The sequence below is a fragment of the Methylobacterium sp. B4 genome (genome assembly GCF_003201865.1).
Lineage (GTDB): Bacteria > Pseudomonadota > Alphaproteobacteria > Rhizobiales > Beijerinckiaceae > Methylobacterium.
The window spans coordinates 179,423-203,704 of sequence record NZ_QJJJ01000004.1 but is presented as its reverse complement, the minus strand read 5'-3'; the positions used below and the strand labels follow the sequence as shown (position 1 = coordinate 203,704).

Annotated in this window: 24 protein-coding genes; 14 read left to right on the top strand and 10 right to left on the bottom strand. The window is 71.3% G+C overall.

Features of this window, described 5'->3' with window-relative positions; genetic code table 11:
- Positions 1-208: 208 nt before the first annotated feature.
- The 4 genes from BY998_RS08155 (at position 209) to hisN (ending at position 4,462) form a co-directional block, all read left to right on the top strand.
- Positions 209-538: a helix-turn-helix transcriptional regulator gene (locus BY998_RS08155; RefSeq protein WP_110351139.1), complete on the top strand. Its 330-nt coding sequence runs from the start codon at positions 209-211 to the stop codon at positions 536-538.
- Complete coding sequence (locus BY998_RS08150) at positions 535-1,314, top strand: 5-oxoprolinase subunit PxpA (RefSeq protein WP_110351138.1); 780 nt, start codon at positions 535-537, stop codon at positions 1,312-1,314. The genes BY998_RS08155 and BY998_RS08150 overlap by 4 nt, the downstream gene beginning before the upstream one ends.
- A 219-nt stretch (positions 1,315-1,533) precedes the next feature.
- Positions 1,534-3,579 carry an AI-2E family transporter gene (locus BY998_RS08145; protein WP_110351137.1) on the top strand — a complete coding sequence of 682 codons (2,046 nt, stop codon included), beginning with the start codon at positions 1,534-1,536 and terminating at the stop codon, positions 3,577-3,579.
- A gap of 91 nt (positions 3,580-3,670) precedes the next feature.
- A complete protein-coding gene (gene hisN, locus BY998_RS08140) occupies positions 3,671-4,462 on the top strand; it encodes a histidinol-phosphatase (RefSeq protein ID WP_110351136.1) in 792 nt (263 codons plus the stop codon).
- A gap of 32 nt (positions 4,463-4,494) precedes the next feature.
- Here the strand turns inward: hisN and BY998_RS08135 are convergent, their stop codons facing one another.
- A complete protein-coding gene (locus tag BY998_RS08135) occupies positions 4,495-5,484 on the bottom strand; it encodes an alpha/beta hydrolase (RefSeq protein WP_110351135.1) in 990 nt (329 codons plus the stop codon).
- Positions 5,485-5,666: 182 nt separating this feature from the next.
- On the opposite strand from BY998_RS08135, the gene BY998_RS08130 reads away from it, so the two are divergent.
- Positions 5,667-6,137, top strand: a complete 471-nt coding sequence (locus tag BY998_RS08130) for an Hsp20 family protein (protein WP_110351134.1) — start codon at positions 5,667-5,669, stop codon at positions 6,135-6,137.
- A 74-nt stretch (positions 6,138-6,211) separates the two neighbouring features.
- On the opposite strand, the gene BY998_RS08125 is transcribed toward BY998_RS08130, so the two are convergent.
- The 3 genes from BY998_RS08125 to BY998_RS08115 are packed head-to-tail and all read right to left on the bottom strand — an operon-like array spanning position 6,212 to position 7,409.
- Positions 6,212-6,511, bottom strand: a complete 300-nt coding sequence (locus BY998_RS08125) for a hypothetical protein (protein WP_110351133.1) — start codon at positions 6,509-6,511, stop codon at positions 6,212-6,214.
- 45 nt (positions 6,512-6,556) lie between these two features.
- Positions 6,557-6,973: a cupin domain-containing protein gene (locus BY998_RS08120; protein WP_110351132.1), complete on the bottom strand. Its 417-nt coding sequence runs from the start codon at positions 6,971-6,973 to the stop codon at positions 6,557-6,559.
- Positions 6,974-6,977: 4 nt separating this feature from the next.
- Positions 6,978-7,409: an RNA polymerase subunit sigma-70 gene (locus BY998_RS08115; RefSeq protein ID WP_110351131.1), complete on the bottom strand. Its 432-nt coding sequence runs from the start codon at positions 7,407-7,409 to the stop codon at positions 6,978-6,980.
- A 239-nt stretch (positions 7,410-7,648) separates the two neighbouring features.
- Here BY998_RS08115 and BY998_RS08110 point away from each other — a divergent pair, with 239 nt between their 5' ends.
- Entirely contained in the window at positions 7,649-8,518 is an 870-nt protein-coding gene (locus BY998_RS08110; protein WP_110351130.1) for a Kdo hydroxylase family protein, read from the top strand.
- A gap of 179 nt (positions 8,519-8,697) precedes the next feature.
- On the opposite strand, the gene BY998_RS08105 is transcribed toward BY998_RS08110, so the two are convergent.
- Both BY998_RS08105 and BY998_RS08100 read right to left on the bottom strand, forming a co-directional pair.
- Positions 8,698-9,903: an AI-2E family transporter gene (locus tag BY998_RS08105; protein WP_245421524.1), complete on the bottom strand. Its 1,206-nt coding sequence runs from the start codon at positions 9,901-9,903 to the stop codon at positions 8,698-8,700.
- A gap of 81 nt (positions 9,904-9,984) precedes the next feature.
- Positions 9,985-11,091 carry a GGDEF domain-containing protein gene (locus BY998_RS08100; RefSeq protein ID WP_181425458.1) on the bottom strand — a complete coding sequence of 369 codons (1,107 nt, stop codon included), beginning with the start codon at positions 11,089-11,091 and terminating at the stop codon, positions 9,985-9,987.
- Positions 11,092-11,327: 236 nt separating this feature from the next.
- Between BY998_RS08100 and BY998_RS08095 the strand changes: the two genes are divergently transcribed.
- The 7 genes from BY998_RS08095 (at position 11,328) to BY998_RS08065 (ending at position 16,402) form a co-directional block, all read left to right on the top strand.
- Positions 11,328-11,816, top strand: coding sequence for a hypothetical protein (locus tag BY998_RS08095; RefSeq protein WP_110351128.1), 489 nt, complete (start codon positions 11,328-11,330; stop codon positions 11,814-11,816).
- A 210-nt stretch (positions 11,817-12,026) separates the two neighbouring features.
- Positions 12,027-12,323, top strand: a complete 297-nt coding sequence (locus tag BY998_RS08090) for an acyl carrier protein (RefSeq protein WP_110351127.1) — start codon at positions 12,027-12,029, stop codon at positions 12,321-12,323.
- A 39-nt stretch (positions 12,324-12,362) separates the two neighbouring features.
- A complete protein-coding gene (locus BY998_RS08085; protein WP_110351126.1) occupies positions 12,363-12,827 on the top strand; it encodes a 3-hydroxyacyl-ACP dehydratase FabZ family protein in 465 nt (154 codons plus the stop codon).
- On the top strand, positions 12,824-13,960 hold the full coding sequence (locus BY998_RS08080; RefSeq protein ID WP_110351125.1) for a beta-ketoacyl-ACP synthase: 1,137 nt from the start codon (positions 12,824-12,826) through the stop codon (positions 13,958-13,960). The genes BY998_RS08085 and BY998_RS08080 overlap by 4 nt, the downstream gene beginning before the upstream one ends.
- 90 nt (positions 13,961-14,050) lie before the next feature.
- Complete coding sequence (locus BY998_RS08075) at positions 14,051-15,337, top strand: beta-ketoacyl-ACP synthase (RefSeq protein ID WP_110351124.1); 1,287 nt, start codon at positions 14,051-14,053, stop codon at positions 15,335-15,337.
- A complete protein-coding gene (locus tag BY998_RS08070) occupies positions 15,334-16,107 on the top strand; it encodes an SDR family oxidoreductase (protein ID WP_110351123.1) in 774 nt (257 codons plus the stop codon). The genes BY998_RS08075 and BY998_RS08070 overlap by 4 nt, the downstream gene beginning before the upstream one ends.
- Before the next feature lie 13 nt (positions 16,108-16,120).
- Positions 16,121-16,402: an SH3 domain-containing protein gene (locus tag BY998_RS08065; protein WP_110351122.1), complete on the top strand. Its 282-nt coding sequence runs from the start codon at positions 16,121-16,123 to the stop codon at positions 16,400-16,402.
- Positions 16,403-16,468: 66 nt separating this feature from the next.
- Here BY998_RS08065 and BY998_RS08060 read toward each other — a convergent pair whose 3' ends face one another.
- Positions 16,469-19,840 (bottom strand): GAF domain-containing protein, encoded by a 3,372-nt coding sequence (locus BY998_RS08060; RefSeq protein ID WP_245421523.1) that lies wholly within the window; start codon positions 19,838-19,840, stop codon positions 16,469-16,471.
- A 381-nt stretch (positions 19,841-20,221) separates the two neighbouring features.
- Between BY998_RS08060 and BY998_RS08055 the strand changes: the two genes are divergently transcribed.
- Complete coding sequence (locus tag BY998_RS08055; RefSeq protein WP_110351120.1) at positions 20,222-21,244, top strand: zinc-binding dehydrogenase; 1,023 nt, start codon at positions 20,222-20,224, stop codon at positions 21,242-21,244.
- Between the two features lie 92 nt (positions 21,245-21,336).
- Here the strand turns inward: BY998_RS08055 and BY998_RS08050 are convergent, their stop codons facing one another.
- From BY998_RS08050 to BY998_RS08040, 3 genes are all read right to left on the bottom strand, one after another.
- Positions 21,337-22,224, bottom strand: a complete 888-nt coding sequence (locus BY998_RS08050; RefSeq protein WP_110351119.1) for a LysR substrate-binding domain-containing protein — start codon at positions 22,222-22,224, stop codon at positions 21,337-21,339.
- A gap of 315 nt (positions 22,225-22,539) precedes the next feature.
- Positions 22,540-22,983, bottom strand: a complete 444-nt coding sequence (locus BY998_RS08045; RefSeq protein ID WP_110351118.1) for a DMT family transporter — start codon at positions 22,981-22,983, stop codon at positions 22,540-22,542.
- A 56-nt stretch (positions 22,984-23,039) separates the two neighbouring features.
- The gene (locus BY998_RS08040; RefSeq protein WP_245421522.1) at positions 23,040-24,254 is read right to left on the bottom strand and encodes a Gfo/Idh/MocA family oxidoreductase; all 1,215 of its coding nucleotides are present in this window, start codon (positions 24,252-24,254) and stop codon (positions 23,040-23,042) included.
- Positions 24,255-24,282 lie beyond the last annotated feature (28 nt).

The following is a 24,282-nucleotide window of genomic DNA, read 5'->3' as shown; positions in this document are numbered from 1 at the left end:
ATAACCGATCACGACCGGCCCGCGCCGGTGGTGGTGTTCGAGCCGAAGGCCGGACATGGGTGCGAAGGAGCGAAGCTTTCCCGTACGGGTAAGAGGTAACGCTCGCTTCTCCGGCCCGGCTGAGCCGATGGGCCCGTGCTTACGGTTGTGCCTCTGATGCGTCAACCCGAAACTTGAAAATTCTTTCAGTTTCGCCCATCTCGACCCCATGCTGATCCACCCCATCACCCCTGCCCAGATTCGCGCCGGCCGCGGCCTTCTCAAATGGACGCAAGGGGTTCTGGCGAGCCGCGCCAGCATCTCCGCCGTGACCCTGAACATGATCGAGAGCGATCAGGTCGCGCCGCGCACCAAGACCCTCGATGCGATCCGCACGGTGCTCGAAGGCGAGGGCATCCGCTTCATCGGCGACGCGGCGGACGGCTTCGGCGTGATGATGCGCCCGCGGGCCGACGCGTCGGAGACCCCCTCGGCGAACCCCAGTGGATCGAAACCGCTTCGGGAAAAGACGTCGAGTTCCATGCGGGCGGCCGGGTGAGCGCCCGCATCGATCTCAACGCCGATCTCGGCGAGGGCTTCGGCCCCTGGCGCATGGGCGACGACGCCGCGCTCCTCGACATCGTCACCTCGGCCAACGTCGCCTGCGGCTTCCACGCGGGCGATCCCGACATCATGGTCGAGACGGTGCTCGCGGCGCGGGCGCGGGGCGTGGCTGTCGGCGCGCATCCGGGATTTTCCGACCTGCGCGGCTTCGGCCGGAATAGGATTCAGGAGAGTCCGAAAAAAATAGAGCGGGACATCGCCTACCAGATCGGCGCGCTCCAGGCCTGCGCTGCCCTGGCCGGTGGCCGCGTCACGCACGTCAAGGCGCACGGCGCGCTCGCCAACCTCACCAACGAGGACGAGGCCCTGGCCGGAGCCCTGGCCCGGGCCGTGGCCGGCGTCGATCCAAGCCTCGCCCTGGTGGTGATGCCGGGGTTGGGCGCCGAGCGCGCCGGCGAGCGGGCCGGTCTCACTCTGGTGCGGGAGATCTACGCCGACCGCGCCTATGCCGAGGACGGCACCCTCGCCCCCCGCAGCTCGCCGGGCGCGGTGATCCACGATGCGGGGGAGGCCGCGTCCCGCGTCGCCCGCATGGTCGGGGAGGGCGCGGTCGTCACGCGCGGCGGACGCCGTCTTCCGGTCGCGATCGACACCGTCTGCGTTCACGGCGACAACCCCGAGGCTCTCACGATGGCACGGGCAGTGCGCGCCGGGCTCGAGCAGGCGGGCCTTAGCCTACGCCCCTTCGCCCAATCCTTGGCCGCGTCATAAGGGGTATGCCCCGTTACGGCGACGTTTCTTGGATCGAATCCGGCCTGCTCACGGTTTCTTGAGTTCAGGTGCCTCCGGGCGCAGGCCCGCGACGGCTCCCGCCCGGATCGGGCACCGACCGTCGCGCCGAGCCCGCGCGGCCCTTGAGCGAGACCGATGCCCGCGGCGCTGCGCGGGGCCTCGGATGACGCGTGGCGTGAGAGGGAAGCCCGGCCTGCAATGAAGCGTATCTCCCCCTCCGAAGGCTTCATCGTGCCGCCGCGGCCCACCCGGGTCGCCGCCGCCGAGACGCCCAAGGGCCCTCTGGCCTCCTCCCTCGTCGTGTTTGCGATCATCGTCGCGGGCCTGTTCCTCGCACGCGAGGTGCTGATCCCGATCGCGATCGCGGTGCTTCTGTCCTTCGTGCTGGGTCCGCTCGTGAACTTCCTGCGCCGGCTTCGGCTGGGGAGGGCGGTCGCGGTGCTCGTCTCGGTGCTGTTTGCCGCCGGCCTCATCGCCGCGCTGTCCACCGTCATCGGGGTGCAGGTCGCCGAACTCGCCCAGGACGTGCCGCGCTACCAGCGCACGGTGGAGCGCAAGATCGAAGGGCTGCGGAACGGCAGCCTCGGCCAGACCATGGACTACATCGCCAACATCAACCGCGCGATCCATCAGGGCGGCGAGGAGAACAAGGAGAGCGCCGAGCGGGCCAAGGAGCGGGCCGCACGCGAGCAGGCGGCTCGCGACAGCGCCCGAAAGGCCGAGCCGGAGCCGCCCAAGCCCATCGTGGTGCAGGTGGAGGAGCGCCGCCCGAGCCCGCTCGAACTCGCCACCACCGTGCTCTCGCCGGTGGCGCAGCCGCTGGCCACCGCCGGCATCGTCATCGTGGTTCTTCTCTTCATCCTGATGCAGCGGGAGGATCTGCGCGACCGCCTGATCCGGCTCGCCGGCTCCAGCGACCTCCACCGCACGACCGTGGCGATGGACGACGCGGCCCGGCGGCTCTCGCGCTACTTCCTGGGGCAACTCGCCCTCAACACCGCCTTCGGCATCGTCATCGGCGTCGGGCTCTGGATCATCGGCGTGCCGAGCCCGGTGCTGTGGGGCATCTTCGCGCTGGTCATGCGCTTCGTGCCCTATATCGGCGCCGTGCTCTCGGCCGTGCTGCCCATCGCGCTCGCGGCCGCCGTCGAGCCGGGCTGGAGCATGGTGCTGGCGACCTTCCTGCTCTTCGCCCTCGTCGAGCCCATCGTCGGGCATGTCATCGAGCCGCTGGTCTACGGCCACTCCACCGGCCTCTCGCCCTTCTCGGTGCTGGTCTCCGCCCTGTTCTGGACCTGGCTGTGGGGACCGGTGGGGCTGCTGCTCTCGACGCCGCTGACCGTCTGCCTCGTCGTGCTTGGGCGTCACGTCGACCGGCTCGAATTCCTCGACGTGCTGTTCAGCAACCGCCCGGCCCTGACTCCGGTCGAGAACTTCTACCAGCGCATGCTCGCCGACGACCCGGAGGAGGCGCAGGAGCATGCCGACCTGATCCTGCGGGAATGCTCGCTCTCGGCCTATTACGACGACGTGGTGCTGCGCGGCCTCGAACTCGCTGCCCGCGACGCCGCCCGCGGCGTGCTGACGCCGAGCCAGAAGGACGAGATCCGCGCCTCGATCAACGCCCTGGTCGAGGATCTGGAGACGCGCGAGGATTCGGTGCCCGACCCGGCCACAAAGGCCTCCCGCCTGCTCCCCGGCGGGCCGGCGGAAGGGGAGGGTGCATGCAAGAACGAGCCGATCCCCGATCCCGACCCGGACGACCTGTCGGAGGAGTGGCGCCGGGACGGCGCGATCCTGCTGGTCTCGGGCCGCGGCTTCCTCGACGAGGCGGCGACCGCCATCGCCGAGCAGCTGCTGCGCAAGCGCGGCTTCGGCACCCGGCAGGTGCCGTTCGCCGATCTCGCCCGGGTGAAGATCGGCGCGTGGGACCCGGGCCCGGCCCAGACCGTCTGCGTGATCTCGCTGGCGCTGGCCGGCGAGCCGACCCACCTGCGCCGCCTCGTCTCGCGCATCCGCCAGAAGATCGACAACGTGCCGATCGTCGCCGGCCTGTGGCGCCTCGACGAGCAGATCGTCTCCGATGAGACGGTGCGCGCCAAGATCGGGGCCGACGACCACGTCACCTCGCTGCGCGACCTGATCGAGACGATCCTCGCCATCGCCCGCCACGGTGCTCCGCAGGGCCCGCAGCGCCAGGAGGCGGCGACGCCGCCGCGCCAAGCCCTGCCGGAACCGGCCTGACGGTGAACGGCGGCGAAGGATTCCCGGGCGAGGCTTGACGGCGCCCCTTGCGGCGGCTTCGTCTTGGGCGGTCAACGGAAGGCTGCCCCCGATGAGCGTCGTCGATCTCGCCCGGTTCATGGAAGACCTCGCCACGCAGTCGGGAGCGGCGATCCTGCCCTTCTTCCGGGCGCATTTCGGCCTCGACGACAAGTCCCACGGGACGGGACGGGCCTTCGACCCCGTGACCGAGGCCGACCGCGCCGCGGAGGCCGTGATGCGGCGGATGATCAAGGACCGGCTGCCGAACCACGGCATACTCGGCGAGGAATTCGGGGCCGAGCGGGCGGATGCCGAGTGCGTCTGGGTGCTCGATCCGATCGACGGCACCCGCGCCTTCATCAGCGGCCTGCCGACCTGGGGTACCCTGATCGGCCTCACCCATCACGGCGCGGCGGTGCGCGGCCTGATGCACCAGCCCTATCTCGGCGAGCGCTTCCTCGGCGACGGCAAGACCGCCAGCGTGCGCAGCCCGAAGGGCGAGCGGCCCCTGCACAGCCGCCGCTGCGATGCGCTCTCGAACGCGATCCTCGCCACCACCGATCCGCGCCTGTTCGCGGAGGGCGAGGAGGCCGAACGCTTCCGGGCGATCGAGGCAGAGGTGAAGATGTCCCGCTACGGCGCCGATTGCTACGCCTACTGCATGCTGGCGGCGGGCCAGATCGACCTCGTGGTGGAGGCAGGATTGAAGCCCTACGACATCGTGGCGCTGATCCCCATCGTGGAGGGCGCGGGTGGCGTCGTCACCGCCTGGGACGGCGGACCGGCGATGCAGGGCGGCCGCATCGTCGCGGCGGGCGATCCCCGCCTGCACGAGGCGGCCTTGAAGCGGCTCAACCCGTAGGGCGCGGGCCGCCGCGTCGTCGTCCCGCGCTCTCAGCCGACGGCGGCACGGCGCGGCGCCTCGTCCGCCACCGACTGCACCCCGTGGCCGGGGATGAACGCGTCGAAGGCCGCCCAGAAATCGGTGCGGATCGCGTCGCTCTCCGTCAGGATCTCGTGGCGGGCGCCCGGCAGCACGATGAGGTGACCGGTCTTGAGGCGCGCGGCGAAGCGCTCGGTGGCCGGCGTGCTGCAGACGGGGTCGGCGCCGGCCGCGATGATCAGGCAGGGCGTGCGGATCCGCCGGATCGTGGCGGGCTTCGCGAGCCGGCGCATGGCGCGGTAGGCCGAGGCGAGCCAGGCGATGGTCGGATCGCCCACCGCCCCGGCGCCGACCTCGCGGGCCGCGGCCGCGTTGCGGGCGTAGCGCACGGGATCGGTCGAGAGCCGGTTGCCCGCGAACGGCTTGGTCGCGATCGAGGTCGGCCCGCCGAAGGGGATGTAGCAGCGCCCCAGCCCCAGCCGGTCGAGGGTGCGCGAGAGCAGCGAGGCGCCCGCCGGCCAGCGCACCATGCGGATCGCCAGCATCGGCGCCACCGTGACGAGCCGACGGAACGGCAGCCAGCCCTCCGCCGCGCCGGTCAGCGCCACCGCCCCGCCCATGGAATGGGCGAGCGCGAAATGCGGCTCGGGCATCTGCGGCACGAGCAGCGTCTCGGCGATCGCCTTCAGGTCGAGGCGGTAATCGTCGAAGCGGCGGACGTGACCCTTGTGGGCGTTGCGCACCTGCCGGCCGGAATCACCCTGGCCGCGCCAATCGAAGGCGACGACGCAGAAGCCGCGGGCGCGCAACTCGACGATAGTCTCGTAGTACTTTTCGATGAACTCGGCCCGGCCCTGAAGCAGGCAGACCGTGCCCTTCACGCCGCGCGCCGTCGGTCGCCAGGCAGCGGCCCGCAACAGGACGCCGTCGGAGGTCCGGACCGGCACGATCTGGGCACCGGGCGGGACCGGATTGCCGGGAGTGGGTCGCAGGGTCAGCACGGCCGGATCAGCCCTCAATATTTTTTCTCGAAGAAGCGCATAAATCCCCGCAAGCAGGCTCTTGCACGGTTTTGGCTTCCCACCAATATCTCGGATGCGCCGGCCGAGACGGCGGCGCGACGGTCCGGCCCCCGGGCGGACCCGAATACAGTCGGCATGTTGCTTCTTCTGGAGAATATGTGATGCGTCAGTTCGATCTGGCTCCCCTTTACCGCTCCACCGTCGGTTTCGACCGCCTTTTTGCGGCCCTCGACGGTCTCGTGAGCGCGGAAACCGCCCCGACCTACCCGCCCTACAACATCGAGCGCACGGGTGAGAACGTCTACCGCGTCACCGTCGCGGTGGCCGGCTTCACCGAGGCCGACCTGTCGATCGAGGTGAAGGAGAACGCCCTCACCATCAAGGGTGAGCGCAAGTCCGCCGACGGCAAGCCCGCCGACGTGCTCTACCAAGGCATCGCCGCCCGCGCCTTCGAGCGCCGCTTCCAGCTCGCCGACCACGTCCAGGTGACCGGCGCCGTTCTGGAGAACGGCCTCCTCCACGTCGATCTCGTCCGCGAGGTCCCGGAGGCGAAGAAGCCCCGCCGCATCGAGATCGCCAGCCGCGCCCCGAGCCAGCCGGTGATCGAGGGCTCGGTCCAGCAGGCTGCCTAACGCTTCAGCCGCGAGGCTGACCCCGTAGGATAGCGCCCCGGCCCGCAAGGCCGGGGCGTTTTCGTGCGCGCGCGTCAGAAATCGCCGAAGCGGTCGCCGCGGCCGGGCTCGTAGCAGGTGAAGCCAACGAAGCAGCCCGGCCCCTCGCGGGTCGGCACGAAGGCGCGCTTGCCGATCTCCGTCGCCTCGCAGAACGAGCGGTCGCGCACGAAGCGGTCGAAGGTCGGCCCGCCGGTGCCCAGCACCGCCGCGCCCTGCCGCTGAACCACCGCCCGGGCCTGCCCGCAGGTGAGATCGGTCGTCGAGAGGCGCTGCGCTGCCGCCGGGCCGAGGCAGGCGACGAAACAGGCGAGCGAGGCGAGGGGGCGTCGCATGGGAGGGGTCCGGCGCGAGGAAGGGCTCCTGCTCAACGGCGCGGCTCACGGATGTATCCCGTCGAGATCCGGCAGCAGCACCACGCTCTCCTGCTCGTTCGGATCGGTACGGGCGATGATGGCGGAGCAGGGCTCGTTCTGACTCGGATTGTAGGGTAGGTGCGGCACGCCGGCCGGGATGTAGAGATACTCGCCGGGCCGCAATTCGGCGTGATGCTCCAGCCGCTCGCCCCACCACATGCGGGAGAGGCCGGCGAGCGCGTAGATCGCGGTTTCGTGGCCCTCGTGCTTGTGAGCCTTGGCGCGGGCGCCGGGCGGGAGCGTCACCATCTGCAGGTGGATGGCTCGCGCGCCGGCCGATTCCGCGGAGATACCGGGGGCGTAGGACAGCCCCTGCTTGCCCGTGAAGGCCTCGCCGGGCCGCACGATCCGGCAGACGGCCGCGTCGTCCGGCCCGGACATCGCGCTACAGATCCCCGAAGGCGAGCTGTCCCTGCGGCGCCGGCTTCTTGGCCACGCGCGCGGCCTCCTTGCGGACGGGCGCCCGCGGGCGCGGCTTGGGATCGGCCCGCATGCGCGCCTTCGCCTTGTCCCGGGCGATCGCCTCGGGGGCGTGGGGATCGTCGTCGAGCCACTTGCCGCGCTTGATCACCTCGTTGACCCGGCCCTGGTTCACCCCGACCTTGAAGGCGATCTCCTGCTGGGTCATGCCCGTGGAGGCGTGCAGTTCCAGGATCGAGCGGGCGAGTTCGGGCGTCATCCGCTGGCCGGTCAGGCGCCGGGCCGGGCGTACGGTGCGGGTCCGGCGGTCGCGCTCGCGCAGGCGCTCCAGCAGGGCGAGCGCCATGTGCATCCCGTGCTCGCGCAGAGACTCCTCGAATTCCTTCAGCGTCGCCATGGCCGGCTCCTCGTCCGGGGGGCGGACTTCATGTCGAGAAACGCGTCGCCCCTGCCCCAGGTTGCGGGACAGGAGACGCGCGCGCACAGGGCGGGGCAAGCGGAGGCGAGGCCTCATCCACCGCAAAAGGCGCAATCCGCCCGCGGGCGACACGGGGCCGCGGCGGCGGAGCGTGTTGGCAGGTCCCGAGCGGGTCGGTTAAACCGCGCTCAATCCTATCGCGCGGGAAACAGCCAGCCATGATCAGCCCCGTCCTTCCCGTCTCCCGCACCGAGGCGGCGCCGGGCGTGCCCGGCCTCGTCGAGGCGCTGGAGAGCGGCTCGGTCCTCGTCTTCCGCGATCTCGACTTCCCCTTCGACGCCTTCGAACAGCGCTTCGTCGAGCGTCCCTTCGCCGACGGCAAGGCCAAGAACGTCGCGATCCGCAACGCGACCGCCGAACTGCGCGGCGGGGCCGGCAGCGCGGAGGAGCAGGCCCGCCTGCGCGACCTGCTGGTGCGCTACCGCCGCTTCGCGGAGGATCTGATCGACACCTACCTGCCGGCCTATACCGGCAAGGTCTCGCTGGCGGGCACGTCCTACCGGCCGTTCGACGTCGACAAGCGCAAGCTGAGCTGGCGGCGCGACGACACACGCATGCATGTCGACGCCTTCCCCTCGAACCCGATCGGGGAGAAGCGCATCCTGCGCATCTTCCGCAACATCAACGCGGAGGGGCAGCCGCGGCTGTGGCGGGTCGGCGAGGATTTCGGCTCGATGGCGGAGAAGTTCCTGCCCAAGCTCCCCGGCTATTCCAGTCTCTCGGCGAGCGTGCTGGCCGCGCTCAAGATCACCAAGGCCAAGCGCTCGGAATACGACCACCTGATGCTGCACCTCCACGACGCGCTCAAGCGCGACATGGATTATCAGGCCAGCGCCCCGCAGGCGGACGTGCGCTTCCAGCCCGGCGAGACCTGGGTGACCTTCTCCGACCTGGTGATGCATGGGGCCATGGGCGGGCGCTACATGCTGGAACAGACCGCCTATATCGCGGTCGCCGACCAGGCCGACCCGGAGAAGAGCCCGCAGCGGATCCTGGCGAAGAAGCTCGGCCGGCCGCTGAAGCACTGAGGCGGCCTCCGTTCGAGCGGCTCAGGCTTTCGCCTCGGGCCGTCATCGCGAGCGTGAGCGAAGCGATCCAGCCGCGTGACGTCCCCGGATCGGTCGGAGCGCTGGATGGCTTCGGCTCCGCTGCGCCCTGACGATCCGTGTCGATCAGCCGGAAGCGATCGGGGGCGATCCCGCTCGCCTCATCGCGCAGGAGAGCCGGGGCGATCCGGCGCACCACCCGCTGCAGGAAGATCGCGTCCCTGGACCGCCACGCCGACGTCCTCGGTGACGGGAGGCGACTGGCCCCCCGGATCGCCCACCGCCTCCGCCCCGTCCGTGAACTCCCGCCACAGCAGGATCAGCGCGGCCATCACCGCCGGGCCGACGAACAGGCCGAGCAGCCCGAAGGTCTCGACGCCGCCGAGAATCCCGAGCAGCACCCAGAGGAAGGGCAGCCGCGTGGTGCCGCCGATCAGCGCCGGGCGCACGAAGTGGTCGGCCACGAAGGTGACGACGAAGCCCGCCGCCACCACGATCACCGCGGGCACGACCGCCCCGCCGGCCAGGAGCAGCGCCGCGGCGAGGCCGAAGGCGAGAGGGGCGCCGAAGGGGATCATCGCGGCGACCGCCGTCAGCGCCCCGAACAGCACGGGATGCGGCACGCCGGTCAGCGCGTAGACGATTCCGAGCAGGACGCCTTCGCCGAGGCCGACGAGCACGAGCCCATCCACGGTGCCGTGCACAGAGGCCGCCATCTGGCGCGCCACCCGCTCGCCGCGAGGGCCGAACAGGCGGTGGCTCGCCCGCAGCCCCTGCGCGATCACCGTGTCGCCCTCGCGGAACAGGAAGAACAGGGCGAGCAGGCAGAAGCCGAACAGCACCACCCGGTGCACCAGCCCCGCGCCGAGGCTGCGGGTGAGATCGCGATTGGAAGCGGTGTTGAGCCGCTCGCTCAGCTCGTGCGCGAGCCCGGCATGGGCCAGATGCGCGTTCCACCACGCACTCACGGCCTCCGCCCCGTAAGGCAGGTGCGCGACGAAGGCAGGCACCGGGATGCCGTTGCGCTCGGCCTCGCGGGCATAGGCGAGCAGATCGTGCGCCTCGCGGGCCGCCTCGACGGCGAGCGCCACGACGGGCAGGAGCAGCACCAGCGCGACGAGGCCGGTGAAGACGGCCGGCCAGAGCAGGTTGTGCCGTCCCGGCGGAAGCCGCCGCCTCGCCCGGGCGAAGAGGGGCCACAAAGCGACGGCGAGCACCACGGCCCAGACCAGCGCCCGCAGGAATCCGGCGAGAATGTAGAGGCCGAGCCCGAGCAAGCCGGCGACCAGCAGGACGCGGAAGATCGCCTGGAAGCAGGCGTTGTCCGATGCGGAGTGCCGGATCGGCTCGGCTTCCGTTCGCTCCATGCCAGCCATCGACAGCCTCGCTCAGTCCGCAACCGTCCGCCGCGCAGGCCAATCGCGAGCACCGGGCGATGTTCCCGCGCGTCAGGCCGCGGCCCGGTCGCGCCCCTCCGCCTTGGCGCGGTAGAGCGACCGGTCGGCCCGCTCGATGGCCGCGGCGAAATCGGCCTCTCCGGGCTCGACCCTGGCGATGCCGAGGCTGATCGTCCAAGCCGGGAGGTCGGGCACCCGCTGGGTTGCGAGGCGGATCTCGTCGGCGAGCCAACACGCTTCGGCGGGACTGCGATCCGGCACGATCATCACGAATTCGTCGCCGCCGAGCCGCGCGAGAAAAGCGTCCGGCTCCGGCGCGATGCCGCGGATGCAGCCGGCCAGCGCCGTCAGCACCCGGTCGCCGAGCGCGTGGCCGTGCCGATCGTTGAGATCCTTGAAGTGGTCGATATCGAGCACGATCACCGCCGTGCCCGGCCGCAGCCTCGGCGCCTCGAGGGCGCGCAGGCCGGCGCGGTTCCAGGCTCCGGTGAGCGGATCGCGCAAGGCCGCGTCGCGCAGGGCCGCCTGCGCACGCTCGCCCGGCATGGCGATGAGGCCGAGATTGAGCACGGCGAGCAGCACTTGGTCGGCCAGCAGCGGGACCAGCGCGGCCATGTTGACGCTGCTGCCCCCGACGGCCTCGGCCGCGATCGCCACAAGGAAGCTCGGCACGTAGACGAGGAGCGCCGCCCCGGCGATGCGCCGGCCGCGCGAGGGCTGCGGCGCGCGGCCCAGGGCGAGGCTGAGGCCGACGACCAGCATCGTGACGATGCTGCCGACGGTGCCTCCGATCCGGCTGGCCGGGCTGTCCACCCCGAAGGCGAGGGCGGGCAGCAGGTAGCCGAGGCAGGAGACGAGGATCGGCAGCAGGAGCCAGGGGCGGAACGGGGGCAGGCCGTCGAAGCGGCGCACGCCCGTCAGCACCGCGAGCGTACTTGCCGAGAGCGCGCCGTAGAGCAGGCCGATCACCAGGGACGGGCCGGCGACGGAGGCGAAGGCAAGGAGCGCCACCGCGTAGATCAGCGAGCTGGCCGCCCAATGCAGGAGGTGGCTCTCGTCGCGCCGCCCGACCCAGAGGAAAACGAACACGCCCAGGAAGGCGAGGCTCGCCAGGACACTGCACAAGCCGAGGGTCGGGACGTCCGGCAGGGTGAGCATGGGTCTTGAGCGGAGAGCGGCGCCGAATCGGCTCGGCGGCACCGTATCGTCGAAACTGTTAAGATCCGGATCTGCCGACCCGAGCGCGGCCTCGCCCGCGCACGAGCGCCCGGAACGAACTACGAACAAAGGCTTGACCGACCGGGCGCGCCACCCCATTGTTCATGGAACGTTCCGAACCGATTCGCCACAGCGCACCACCATGTCGCTGCAGCGAAGCAAGGCAGGAGGTTCCCGTGATCGAGATCGGCTTCGACGACGACCTGCTCGACCGTCCGGTCGCGTCCGCTCCGCGGCAGAGCCCGGACCGTGACTGGCGCCTGCTCGACGAGGGGCTGGAGCATTCCGCCAGCGGTTACTTCATCCCGCGCGACGAGATCGCCAGCCGCCGCGGCGACGGCCTCTGGACCTGGCCGATGCAGCTTGCGGAGAAGGCATGGTGTGCCCCCGCGGGCTTCCGGCAGGTCTTCCTGGCCGCGCTTGAGCGCTACGGCATCACCCCCGACGATGGCCTTGCCCGCTCCTTCGCCCTCGGCTTCGGCATCCAGGATGCCGGACAGCGTCACAACGACCGCTTCGTGGCGCTCGGCGAGCTGGTGCGGCCGCGCATGCCGGAGCGCAAGCGCGCGGTTCCCGGCGAGGGCCGCCGCACGGGCCGCGAGCGGCCGCGGCAGGGCGGGGACACGCGCGTCCCGGCGCTCGATCTCACCCGCTCGGCGGGCTGAGCCGGCGCACGGGAGGACGGTCGTGGACGGGGTGCGGCGCCCGAGGTTGCCCGCGCTCCATCGCTTCGTGTAAGGGGTCGCGATCTTTTCAGACGCGCCATCGGGAACCGGCGGCGATGCGGGGCCGCGGACCGGTTCGGGCGCCATGGGGGCGTGCCGCGCGAAAGGTCGGCGACGCCGGACACGAAACCGAGAAAGCGGCCAGCCCTTATGTCGAACGAGACCGCCACCTTCGACCGCGTCGCGGACATCATCGCCGAGACGGCGGACATCCCGCGCGACAAGATCACGCCCGAGAGCCACGCCATCGACGATCTGGGCATCGATTCGCTCGCCTTCCTCGACATCGCCTTCGCGGTCGACAAGGCCTTCGGGATCAAGCTGCCGCTGGAGCGCTGGACCCAGGAAGTCAACGAGGGCAAGGTCCCGGCCGAGCAGTACTTCGTTCTGAAGAATCTCTGCGCGCGCATCGACGGTCTGGTGGCCGAGAAGGCCGCCAAGGCTTGATCGCCCGCTCCTGAAGCAGGCTCGAGGACGCTCACCGCGATGCGGCTCGAATATTTCGAGATGATCGATTCCGTGGTGCGGCTCGACCGCGCCGCCGGCCGCATCGAGGCGCGGGCGCTCGTGCCCGAGGCGAGCCCGGTCTTCGAGGGTCATTTCCCCGGTCACCCGCTGGTGCCCGGCGTGCTGCTCACCGAGACCATGGCGCAGGCCTCCGGCTACCTCGTCCTCGCCCATCTCGATTTTTCGCAGATGCCCTTCCTCATGGCCGTGGACAAGGCGCGCTTCCGCTCCTTCGTCGGCCCCGGTGCCGCCCTCGACATCACGGCGAGCCTGGAGCACGACGGATCGGGCTACGCGGTGACGAAGGCCGCGATCCGCCACGAGGGCAAGGCGCTCTGCGACGCGGAGCTCCGCTTCCGCACCATGCCGTTCCCCGCCTCCATGGAAGCGCTGATCCGCGAGCGCGCCCGCAAGATCGGCCTGCCCGACGGAGCGCAGCCGTGAGCCGGAGGGACCGCGCGGTCGTCGTCACGGGGCTGGGCCTCGTCTCCTGCGCCGGGGAGGGGATCGAGGCGCATCTGGCCGCCTTCGCCGCCGCCGGGCCGCCGCGCACGGATGCCGAGAGCTTCGCGCCCTACCCGGTGCATCCGGTCGCCCCGCTCGCCCTCGACACGCAGATCCCGAAGAAGTCCGACCAGCGGCAGATGGAAGCCTGGCAGCGGCTCGGCGTCTACGCCGCCGGGCTCGCGCTCGATTCGGCCGGGGTCAAGGACGATTCGGGCTTCAAGTCGGCGCTCCAGCTCATCGTGGCGGCGGGCGGTGGCGAGCGCGACTACGCCGTCGACGGGGCCATCCTCACCGGCCTGCGCGGGACCAACGATCCGGGCGCCTACCTCAACGAGCGGCTCCTCAACGACCTGCGGCCGACCCTGTTCCTGGCCCAGCTCTCGAACCTGCTCGCGGGCAATATCAGCATCGTCCACGGCGTGACGGGGGCCTCGCGCACCTTCATGGGCGAGGAATCGAGCGGCGTCGACGCCCTGCGCATCGGGCATGCCCGCATCGCCTCCGGTCAGGTCGAGACCATGATGGTCGGCGGCTCCTACAGCGCCGAGCGGCCCGACGTGATGGTCGTGCACGAGATGGGCGGCTACCTGCTCAAGCCCGATTACCGGCCCGTCTTCGAGCGCGGCGACGGCGGCGGCTTCGTCCTGGGGAGTGCCGCGGCCTTCCTCGTGCTGGAATCGGCCGAGCACGCCGCCGCCCGCGGCGCCCGGGCGCTCGCCCGGCTGATGCCCGTGGCCAACGACCGGGTCGCCCGCGCCCCCGGCAGCGTCTCGGCGAGCCTCACCCGCCTGATCGGCGAGGCCGGGATCGAGCGGCCGGACGTGGTGCTCTCCGGCGCCACGGGCCTGCGAGACCTCGCCGCCGAGGAAGTCGCCGGCATCCGCGCGGCCCTGCCCGAGACGGGCATCCGCGCCACCGGCGATCTCATCGGACATCCCCTGGAAGTGGCGGCCCCCTTCGGCGCCGCGCTCGCGGCAGCTTTCTGCGCCGCGGGCTCGGCCCGTGAAGTCGTGGTCACCTCGGTCGGCCATCGCCGCGGCGAGGGCGTGATCCGGGTCGTGGCGGCCTAGTCTCGACGGCCTGTTTCCGGCGCACGGACGCCGCCGGGCGTCCGGCGGCGATGGATGCGTGACCGGCGAAAGGATGATTGAAGGCGTTCGATGTCCGCACCCCGTTCCTCGTCCACCCACGATGCCCAAGGGCGCCCGCTCGTCGCGGTGACGGGCGTCGGCATCGTGACCTCGCTGGGCCGCGGCGCGGCCGAGAACTGGGACGCCCTGACCGCCGGCCGCTCCGGCATCCGCAGCATCGCCCGCTTCCCCACCGAGGGCCTGCGCACCCGCATCGCCGGCACGGTGGATTTCCTCGACACCGATCCGCTGGTGGCGCCGCTCCTCTCGGAGCGCTTCGCCACGGTGGCCGCCGAGGAGGCGGTCGCGCAGTCGGGCATCGGCGCACGCTTTCCCGGCGGCCTGTTCGTGGCGGTGCCCCCCGTCGAGATGGAATGGCCGCAGCGCCAGGCGTTGGCCGAGGCGGCGGGCGAGCCGGACGAGGTGACCTATGGGGGTCTCCAGCGCGCCGCCGCGAGCCGCCGCTTCGACGCGTGGCACGACCTGTTCATCTTCGGCACCGTGGCCGACCGCATCGCCGACCGCTTCGGCACGAAGGGCTCGCCGATCTCGCTCTCGACCGCCTGCTCCTCGGGGGCGACGGCGATCCAGCTCGGCGTCGAGGCGATCCGCCGGGGCGAGATGGAGGCCGCGCTCTGCATCGGCACGGACGGCTCGGTGAATCCGGAATCGCTGATCCGCTTCTCGCTGCTCTCCGCGCTCTCGACGCAGAACGATCCGCCCGAGGGCGCCTCGAAGCCGTTCTCGAAGAACCGCGACGGCTTCGTCATGGGCGAGGGCGCCGCCGCGCTGGTCCTGGAAAGCGCCGAATCCGCCCGGGCGCGCGGGGCGACGATCCTCGGCTACGTTCTCGGCTGCGGCGAGAAAGGCGACGGCTTCCACCGCACCCGCTCCAGCCCGGACGGCGCGCCGGTCATCGCCGCGATGCGCGCGGCGCTCGACGATGCCGGCCTCGCGCCGGACGCGATCGACCACGTCAACGCCCACGGCACCTCGACGCCGGAGAACGACAAGATGGAGGCGCTCGGCTGCTCGGCGGTGTTCGGCGAGCGGGTGAGCCGGCTGCCGATCTCCTCCAACAAGTCGATGATCGGCCACACCCTGACCGCAGCCGGCGCCATCGAGGCGGTGGTCTCGCTCCTCACCATCCGGCACGGGCGCATCCCGCCCACCATCAACTACGCGGTACCGGACCCGGCCCTGCTCCTCGACGTGGTGGGAACCGCGCGGGACGTGCCGGTGTCGCGGGTCCTGTCGAATTCCTTCGGCTTTGGCGGGCAGAACACCTGCCTCGTCCTGGGAGACGAGCCGGCATGAGCGCTGGAATGAGCGGCGAGAGAAAAGCCGTCCTCGTCGTCGGCGGCGCCTCGGGCCTCGGTGCGGCCACCGTGCGGGCGCTGGCCGCGGCGGGCCACGACGTGACCTTCACCTACCGCTCCTCGCCCGAGCGTGCCGAGGCCCTGGCCGCCGAGCTGGCGCGGGCGCACGGCGAGGGCCGGTTCCAGGCCCGCCGCCTCGACCTGTCGGACCGTGCCGCGGTCGAGGTCTTCTGCGAGACGGCGGAGGGCGAGGGCTATTACGGCTACGTCCACAATGCCGGACAATCGGCGGACGCGCTTGCGGCCATGCTCGACCAGGACCGGGCCGAGGCGGCGATGCAGGTGAACTTCTGGTCGCTGACCCGGATCGCCAAGGCGCTGGTGCGCGGCATGATCCGCGCGCGGGCGGGGCGCATCGTCGCCATCGGCTCGGTGGCCGCGCTCCAGGCCAATGCCGGCAACGCGGCCTACGCGGCGACCAAGGGTGCGCTCATCGCCTATTGCCGCACGCTCGCCATCGAGTCGGCCAAGCGCGGCGTGACCGTCAACGTGATCGCGCCGGGCTTCATCGACACGGAGATGATGGCTCCCTACGCCAGCCACCGCGCCGGCATCGAGCGCCAGATCCCGCTCGGGCGCTTCGCGGCGCCGGAGGAGGTCGCGGCGGTGGCCGCCTTCCTGATGGGGGAGGGCGGCGCCTACGTCACCGGGGCGGTGCTGCCGGTCGATGGCGGGCTGACCGCGATGATGGGCATCCACCGCAGCTGAGCCGCACCGTGCGATGACCCGCCTCCTCACATCGTCCGCCGCGCTGGCCCTGCTTCTGGCAGCGGAGGCCGGCGCGGCGGAGAGCTACCGGGTCGAAGGTCTGGCGCGCGACGACACCCTCACCATCCGGGAGGCGCCGGATGCCGCGGCGCCGGCCCTGGGGCAGGTGCCGGTCGGGCGCCGGGTGCTCGGCTTCGGCTGCACCAGCGACACGCCGAGCGGGCTGACATGGTGCCGGGTGCGGTTCGAGCGAACGCTCGGCTGGGCGCGGCGGCGCTACCTGACGCCGGACTGACGGGGCGCCGGACTGACGGGGCGCCGGACTGATTGGGCGCCGGTGCCCCCGCTCCGGGATTGAGGCTCAGGATGCGCGCAGGGTCTCCGCCAGGAACTTGACCACGCGCCACAGCTCGACCGGCTTCTGCAGGCGCTCCACGTCGGAGAATTCTTGCGGGATCACGCCCTCGTCGTAGCCGGTGACGAAGACGAAGGGCACGTTCCGCTGCCGGAGCAGGTGGGCCAGAATGAAGGACGGCCCCGAGCCCAGGTTGATGTCGATCAGGGCGGCGGTCGGTCCCGCATCCGCCAGCGCCGCGCGGGCCGCCTCCTCGTTCGGGCAGGGGCCGACGACCTGGGCGCCCGCGCCCTGGAGCGCCCGCGCCGTGTCGGTGGCGAGGTAGTAATCGTCCTCCACCACGAGGACGCGGTGGCCGCTCAGGTCTGCCTTGCCGGTCATATCGAGCGATCCTCCGTACACCCTCGCGCGCTGGGGAGCATCCGTGTCCAGGATGCTGGGACCGGAGCGCAGCGGAAATTCCAGGCGGCAGCGGGCGCCGCCCGGGCCGATTTCGAGGCGGGCGCGGCCGGCCAGCTCGTAGGGCAGCCGGCCCTCGATCAGCTCGCGGCCGAAGCCGCGCCGGCCCGGGACCGGATCGGCCCGGGACCGGTCGGCCTCCGGCGCGCCGTCCTCGGACCAGTCGAAGCCGAGCCAGGTTTCCCCGCCCTCGGGGAAGGTCGCCCAGTTCACCCGAACGCACCCGTCGGGCGCCGACAGGGCGCCGTATTTGAGGGCGTTGGTCGCGAGTTCGTGGACGGCCAGCGTCAGGATCTCGGCCGCCTTGGGCGACAGCTCGATCTCCGGGCCGGACAGCGCATACTGCTCCGCGCGCAGGGCCTGCGCGCTCACCTCGTCGTGGACGATGGCCGCCACGGGCACGCCCGCCCCGGCCGCACGGGTGAGCAGGGCCTGGACCCGCGCCAGCGTCAGCACCCGCCCTTCCAGCAGCGCGGCATAATCGGGAACCGTCTCGGCATGATCGCCGGTGCGGGCGACGATCGCGCGCATCATCGCCATGATGTTGCGCACCCGGTGCTGCAATTCGGCCAGCAGCACCGCTTGGTGCTCGACCTGCAGCTTGGCCTCGGTCGTGTCGGCGGACAGTCCGCCGATGCGCCGCACCTGGCCCTGCTCGTCGCGCAGCGGGAAGAGGTTGCTGCGGATCCAGCGGAAGGCGCCGTCGCTCGGGCGCATGACACGGAACTCGTTCACCACGGACTCGCCGCCGCGCACCCTGTACAGGTTCTGGAAGGCGCGCTCGCGATCCTCCGGTACCATGTGGACGCCCCAGTTGCGGATGTCGCGTCCAAGAATGTCCGGGTCGATGCCGTAGACGGTGCGGAGCGCTTGGCTGACGAACTCCATCTCGAGCGTGTCGGCGTTGCGAATCCACAAGACTTCGGAGGAGGCATCCGCGAATTGTCGGAATCGCGCCTCGCTGTCGCGCAGTTGCAGCTCGGACCGCTTGCTGCGCAGCGCGTTCCAGATCGCCGGCGCCAGCGTCTCGGCCGCCTCCAGATCCTCCGGCCGGTAGCCGCCCTCGCGGTTGCCCAGTCCCATCATGCCCCGGACCTGCCCGCCCTGTTTCAGCGGTACGCCGAGGAAGGCGCGCAGCGGCAGGTGGCCCGGCGGCGTGCCGACGCGATCGGGGTCGGCGGCGGGATCGTTGACAATCAGGCCCCGGCCCTCTCGAAGCACGCGTCCGTAGATGCCGTGGATCGCGAGCCCGAGTTCCGCTTGGCCCGGCGGGAGATCGGCCGCGCCCTCCCCACGGCGCGCGGCGTGTTCCACCCGGCTCCGATCGCTGAAGTGGAGGCGGCCCAGGCGCTCGGTCGCCTCGTCGATCTCGCCCAGGAAGCCGATGGTGCTGCCCGTCAGGTTCTCGGCCACGTGCAGGGAGATGCGTGCCAGCTCCTCCTCGGAGGAGGCGCCCAGGGTCTCGCTGAAGACGAGGTTGATCGCCTGGAGGATCGCGTTGTTGCGCCTGAGCCGCTCCTCGGCCCGGCGCCGCTCGGTGATGTCGATCGAGACGCCGACGAAGCGGTCCCGGCCCAGCGGCCGGCCGGACGTGCTCAGCCAGCGGTACTGACCGTCCGCGCGGCGGGCGCGGACTTCGTAGGTGAAGGGGCGGCGGGCCCGGAATGCCTCGTCGAAGGCGGCGTTGTGGGCCTCGGCATCGTCGGGATGCAGCAGCTTTTCCCAACCGCGTCCCGCAATGGTGTCGAGCGTCGCCCCGGCGAAGTGGAGATAATGCTCGTTGGCGAAGACGATGCCGCTCGAATCGAAGTCCCACATCAGGACCGGCGCCGCATCGGCCATGGTGCGCAGACGGGTGTCGGCCTCCCGCGCCGCGCGCTCCGCGCGGGCCCGCTCGATCGCCGCCCAGATGCGCTCGCCGGTCTCGCTCACCAGCGTCACGTCGGCTTCGCTCCAGGCCCGCGGGACGCCGCTCATCACGTTGAGCGCCCCAGCCAGTTCGCCGTGCTTGACCAGCGGCGCGCCGATCCAGGCCAGAAGCCCCCGCGCTTCGATCGCGGGCCGGATCTGGTCCGGCACCCCTTCGAGGCGCGCCACGTCCGGCACGACGATCGGTCGGCCCTGCTTGTAGATCGGGATCGTCCAGGCGATTTCGGACAGCGGGTAGGTCCGGGCGAGTGACGCGCGATCGCCGCGGACGAAATCCTGGTCGATGACGGCGAAGCCGGCCCTCTCGTCGACTTGCACGTAGTAGGCGTAATCGACATCGAGATGCGCGCCGAGCAGTCGGCACGCCTCCCTCTGGATCGCGTAAGGGTCGGAGAGGGGACGCAACGTGTCGGAGAGCTTCAGAAGAAAGGCTTGCTGCCCTTCCCGCACGGCCTGGGCACGCTCGGCCAGGACGCGCTCGGTGGTCTCGAAGCTGGTGACGTAGAAGCCGGTGATCACGCCGTTCTCGTCCCGCAGCGGCGTCCGGCTTCCCGTGAACCAGCCGACGGGCTGCTCGACCCTGGAGGGCACGTCCAGGAACTGATCGGCGAAGTGGGTCGAGCGACCGCTCAGCGTCTCGCCGATCACATCCTCGGGCCCCTGCACGTGCCACACGTCGGTGTAGGTCCGCCCGAGCGCCGTGGGGTGGCGCGTCCCGAACAGGACGGTGCAGGCGTCGTTGTAGAGCAGGGTCAGCGTCGGCCCCCAGGCGAGGGTGGCGAACTGGGGCGAGCCGATCATCAGATCGACGGCGTTCCGCAGGCTCTGCGGCCATTGCCCGATCGGCCCGAGGGGCGTGGCGGACCAGTCGAAGGCAGCGATGCGGGCCGCCATCTCACTGTCGCCACGGGGCCAGCCCGTCGCCTCGTCCCGCACCGGGGACGACGAGGCAGCGGAAGAGTATTCGGACAGGCCGTGACCGCGCGTCATGGCCGCCTTCTTTGCGCCGGAGTGAGCAAGCGCGAACCGCAGGAATGGGACGCAATCATCGAATCAATCTGCACGGCACAATGCGAGACGACCATCGTTCCGAGAATGAAAACGAGCCCTTACTCAATCCAGCGAAGCGGCCGGTTTCAAGATCGATCCTTTGAAATTTACGACACATCCGTACGGACATCTCGTCACGACGGTGGTGATCGCCCGGCCTCGCCCGGCCGAGCGCAGCACCGTTCCTGCGCAGGCGCGGCGCGCGCGGGAAAACCGGCGAGGTGGATTGAGCCGCGTCCGGATTCACCCGATAAGCCGCATCGGCCGCCGCGGCTGCGACGTCGCGGTGCCGGACCTTCGACGCAGACGAGACCGATCCTGATGCAAGCCCTCCAGCTCTTCGGCGACCGCGACCTGCGCCTCACCGAAGTCGAGCCGCCGCCCGCGCCGGGGCCGGGCGAGGTGCAGATCCGCGTGCGCGCGGTCGGGCTGAACTTCATCGACGTGTGGGGCTTTCGCGGCATGGCCTTCGCCAAGCGCCGGCTGCCGCTCACCGTTGGCGCCGAGGCCGCGGGCGAGATCGCGGCCGTGGGGGAGGGCGTCGAGGGCCTGTCCGTCGGCGATCCCGTCGTGCCCTACGGGGCGCTGACCTGCGGGCAGTGCCGCGCCTGCCGGGAGGGCCGCGACAACCTCTGCGAGGACGTGTCGGGGGTCATGGGCTTCCATATCGACGGCTTCGCCCGCGAGCGGGTCAACATGCCGGCCCGGCTCGTGGTGAAGGTGCCCGCCGGGGTCGACCATGTCCAGGCGGCCTGCGCCGGAATCGCCTTCGGTACCGTCCAGCACATGCTGTTCGACAATGCCCGGCTGGAGCCGGGCGAGTCGATCCTCGTCCATGCCGGCGGCTCCGGCATCGGCACGGCGGCGATCAAGATGGCCAAGGCGATCGGCTGCACCGTCTACACGACGGTGGGCGACGACACGAAGGGCGAGAAGGCCCGCGCGCTCGGCGCCGACCACGTCGTCAACTACCGGGAGGAGCGCTTCGAGGGCGAGGTGCGGCGGCTGACCAAGCGCAAGGGCGTGGACGTGGTGTTCGAGCATGTCGGCGCCGAGACCTGGAACGGCTCGCTGCTCTGCCTGAAGCGGGGCGGACGGCTCGTGACCTGCGGCTCGACCTCGGGCGTCTCCGTGCAGATGAACCTGATGCAGCTCTTCCAGCAGCAATACCGCATCACCGGCTCGTTCGGCTGCCGGGTCGCCAACATGCGCGAGAGCCTCGACAAGATGGCCGCCGGCCTGACGCCCGTCGTCGATACGGTGCTGCCGCTCGCCGATTTCGCGCAGGGCCTGGAGCGCCTGGAATCGCGAAAGGTGTTCGGGAAGATCCTCGTCACGCTCTGATGCCAGGCGGCGCGGGACGGGAGCGACGCTCCGGTTCCGCCCGTCCGGCGGACGGCCGCCGTTCCGCCGTCGCGGGGGCCATCGACGATGCGTCAGGCGAAGAGCCGGCTGCCCAGGCCGGGCACGTCGCGGAAGCTCGCGGCCACGTGGCCGGCCAGCGCCCGCGCCGCGGGCCCGGCGCCGTCGCGCAGGCGCATCAGCACGTCGTAGCTGCCGAGCGGCGGCAATGCCGCGATCCGCTGAAAGGGCGGCCGTGCGACGCTCAGGGGGAGCGGCGCGACCGCAAGGTCGGCCTCCACCGCCGCGATCTGTCCCTGACAATGCTCGCTGGTATAGGCGACCCGGTAGGGCAGGCCCGCTTGATCGAGCGCGTCGAGCGCCGCCGCCCGCCAGGTGCAGCCGCTCTGGCAGAGCGCCAGCGGCAGGGGGCGGCGCGTTTCGGCGAGGCCGCGGCGCAGGCCGATCCAGACCAGATCCTCCGAATGGACGACCTGGGCCGCGCGCTGCGAGGACAGGTGGCCGGTGTAGAGAACGAGATCGAGGCCTCCCTCCGCCACGGCGTCCACGAGAAGGCGGCTCGCGTCGAGCCGCACGTCGACCTCGACCTGCGGATGAGTGGCGGCGAAGCGGCGCAGCATGGCCGGCAGGGCGAACAGGCCGGAATCGTTGGGCGCGCCGAAGCGCACCCGTCCCTCCATCGGCGGCGCATCGAAGAAGGCGACCACCTCATCGTTCAGCGCGAGCAGGCGCCGACCGAGGCCGAGCAGCGCCTCGCCGTCCGCCGTCGGCACGACGGCCCGGGGCTGACGCAGGAACAGGGCCCGGCCCAGCCGCTCTTCCAGCCGCTTGACCTGAAGGCTGACCGCCGAGGGCGTGCGCCCGACCCGCTCGGCGGCGCGGGCGAAGGTCCCCGCCTCGCAGATCGTGACGAAGGTGCGCACGAGATCGAGATCGAGGTTCGACGGGTTGAGCGCGCTCACGACTTCGAGAGTTCCGGTTCGAGGGCGGGATGCCAGCGGTGAGTATTTCTCACCGTTTGCGTAAAATCAATTCGCTCGACTCATCGAAGACGCCCGACGCATCCTTCGCGCGGCAAAGGAGGCAGCGATGATCGAGCGGTTAGTAAAAGCGCGTCGGGCCGTGGCCCGCCTCGTCTCCGGGTGGCGCGAGGCGGCCGTGCGCACGGCGCGCGGCGAAGGCGTCGCGGAGGCGCTGACCGGCCTCGACGCGCGCCTACTGGACGACCTCGGTGTGACGCGCTCCGGCGGGGCGGCTCCCGCGGAGGCGCCGCCCCGTCAGCGCAGGCAGACGAGAACGAGACCGCCGATCATCAGCGCGCAGCCGAGGATGCGCCAGGGATCGGCCGTGTGCTGGGCAAAGCCCACCCATCCGAAATGGTCGAGCACGACCGAGGTGACGATGGCCGCCGTGACCGTGATTCCCGTGAAGACGGCTGCGCCCAACCGTTCGGCGAGGAAGATCGTGGCGAGCACGTAGCTCGCACCCATGAGGCCGCCGAGCCAGGCCCACCACGGCACGCCCGCCAAGCGCTGGCTGCCCGGCCAGCCGATCCCGACGAAGGGCGCGGCGGCGAGGTAGACGGCGACATTGGCTGCGGTCACGACGAGCGCGGCCAGGATCGGCTGGCCCAGCGCCTTGTTCAGCGTCGCGTTGGCGCCCGACTGGACCGTGTTGAGAATGCCCGCGACCGCGACGGCGGCGGCGATGAGGATCGGCATGGGTCGGCGTGTCTCCGGCTCCTGTCCCGCGGGAGGGGAAGCGTCCGCGAGCCGGTTCAGGTCCCGCGCAGGGTCATGTCCGGGTTGAGGTCGAGCCAGCGGCGCTCTCGCGCGGCCCGATAGAGGGCCTCGATCAAGCGCATGTCGCGCAGGCCCATCTCGCCCGGCGTGCGCACCGCACCGCCCTCCGCCACGACCTGCGAGAAGTGATCTAGTTCCCCGGTGAACTGGGCCGCGCTCGTCTCCTGCGTCAGCACCTCCTCGGCCTTCTTCGCGTTCGCGACGACGAGGCGGTTGCCCTGGTAGGCGGTGGCCGGGTCGAGCGTCGCCACGAGCCGGTCGCCCCACAGGTCGATGCGCTTCTTGTCCGCGGTGTAGCCCGAGGAGATCGTCGCCCGCCGGCCGGAGGGAAAGGCGAGTTCGGCGGTGAAGACGTTCTCGACCTCGGCAAAGCGCGGATCGCCGGGAGGCGCCTGCATCGTTGCCGCCACCGCGTTCGGGCTCTCGCCGAAGAACCATTGCAGGCCGTTCAGGGCGTAGATGCCGATATCGACGAGCGAGCCGCCGCCGGCCACGGCCCGCTTCACCCGCCACTGGTCGCGGGGCCGCGACGGGTCGAGGGGCCGGTGGTGGTCGGAGGAGGCGAACCAGACCGCGCCCAGGTCGCCCGCATCGAACAGCTGCTTGGCGCGCAGGTTGTGCGGCTCCCAATGCGCCCGGTAGGCGATCATCAGCCGGCGGTCGGCGGCCCGGGCGGCGTCGATCATCCGCTGGCACTCGGCCGCCGAGTTCGCCATCGGCTTCTCGCAGATCACATGCTTGCCGGCCTCGAAGGCATTCACGGTCAATTCCGGGTGCGAGGCGTTCGGGGTGACGATGTAGACGACGGCGACGTCCGGGTTGTCGGCGAGCCGCTCCATCGTGTCGTAGCCGTAGAGCGCCCGCTCGCTCACCCCGTGGCGGGCGGCCACGCCGCGGGCCTTCTCCGGATTGCCCGAGACGAGGGCGACCGTCCGCGATCGGCGGGAACGGGCGAGGGCGGGCAGGACGTAGGCCTGCGCATAATGCCCGAGGCCGACCACGGCCCAGCCGACACGCTGCGCGGGGGCGAGCGGCGGCTCCTCCTCGAGTTGCGGATCCGGCCGTCCCGTCGGTCCGGCCGGGATCTCCTTCGACGGGTCGGCGGCGCTGCGGCCCGCCGTCAGGACAGCGCCGAGGCCGAGGGCGCCCCCGGCGAGGAACAGGCGGCGCGCGTTCGAGTGATCCGGCAATCCATGTCTCCGGCAGTATCCCGCCCCG

Coding starts and splice junctions, on each gene's coding strand:
- BY998_RS08155 (WP_110351139.1), top strand. CDS start 209: ATGCTGATCCACCCCATCACCCCTGCCCAGATTCGCGCCGGCCGCGGC.
- BY998_RS08145 (WP_110351137.1), top strand. CDS start 1,534: ATGAAGCGTATCTCCCCCTCCGAAGGCTTCATCGTGCCGCCGCGGCCC.
- hisN (WP_110351136.1), top strand. CDS start 3,671: ATGAGCGTCGTCGATCTCGCCCGGTTCATGGAAGACCTCGCCACGCAG.
- BY998_RS08130 (WP_110351134.1), top strand. CDS start 5,667: ATGCGTCAGTTCGATCTGGCTCCCCTTTACCGCTCCACCGTCGGTTTC.
- BY998_RS08125 (WP_110351133.1), bottom strand. CDS start 6,511: ATGCGACGCCCCCTCGCCTCGCTCGCCTGTTTCGTCGCCTGCCTCGGC.
- BY998_RS08120 (WP_110351132.1), bottom strand. CDS start 6,973: ATGTCCGGGCCGGACGACGCGGCCGTCTGCCGGATCGTGCGGCCCGGC.
- BY998_RS08115 (WP_110351131.1), bottom strand. CDS start 7,409: ATGGCGACGCTGAAGGAATTCGAGGAGTCTCTGCGCGAGCACGGGATG.
- BY998_RS08110 (WP_110351130.1), top strand. CDS start 7,649: ATGATCAGCCCCGTCCTTCCCGTCTCCCGCACCGAGGCGGCGCCGGGC.
- BY998_RS08105 (WP_245421524.1), bottom strand. CDS start 9,903: ATGGAGCGAACGGAAGCCGAGCCGATCCGGCACTCCGCATCGGACAAC.
- BY998_RS08100 (WP_181425458.1), bottom strand. CDS start 11,091: ATGCTCACCCTGCCGGACGTCCCGACCCTCGGCTTGTGCAGTGTCCTG.
- BY998_RS08090 (WP_110351127.1), top strand. CDS start 12,027: ATGTCGAACGAGACCGCCACCTTCGACCGCGTCGCGGACATCATCGCC.
- BY998_RS08085 (WP_110351126.1), top strand. CDS start 12,363: ATGCGGCTCGAATATTTCGAGATGATCGATTCCGTGGTGCGGCTCGAC.
- BY998_RS08075 (WP_110351124.1), top strand. CDS start 14,051: ATGTCCGCACCCCGTTCCTCGTCCACCCACGATGCCCAAGGGCGCCCG.
- BY998_RS08070 (WP_110351123.1), top strand. CDS start 15,334: ATGAGCGCTGGAATGAGCGGCGAGAGAAAAGCCGTCCTCGTCGTCGGC.
- BY998_RS08065 (WP_110351122.1), top strand. CDS start 16,121: ATGACCCGCCTCCTCACATCGTCCGCCGCGCTGGCCCTGCTTCTGGCA.
- BY998_RS08060 (WP_245421523.1), bottom strand. CDS start 19,840: ATGACGCGCGGTCACGGCCTGTCCGAATACTCTTCCGCTGCCTCGTCG.
- BY998_RS08055 (WP_110351120.1), top strand. CDS start 20,222: ATGCAAGCCCTCCAGCTCTTCGGCGACCGCGACCTGCGCCTCACCGAA.
- BY998_RS08045 (WP_110351118.1), bottom strand. CDS start 22,983: ATGCCGATCCTCATCGCCGCCGCCGTCGCGGTCGCGGGCATTCTCAAC.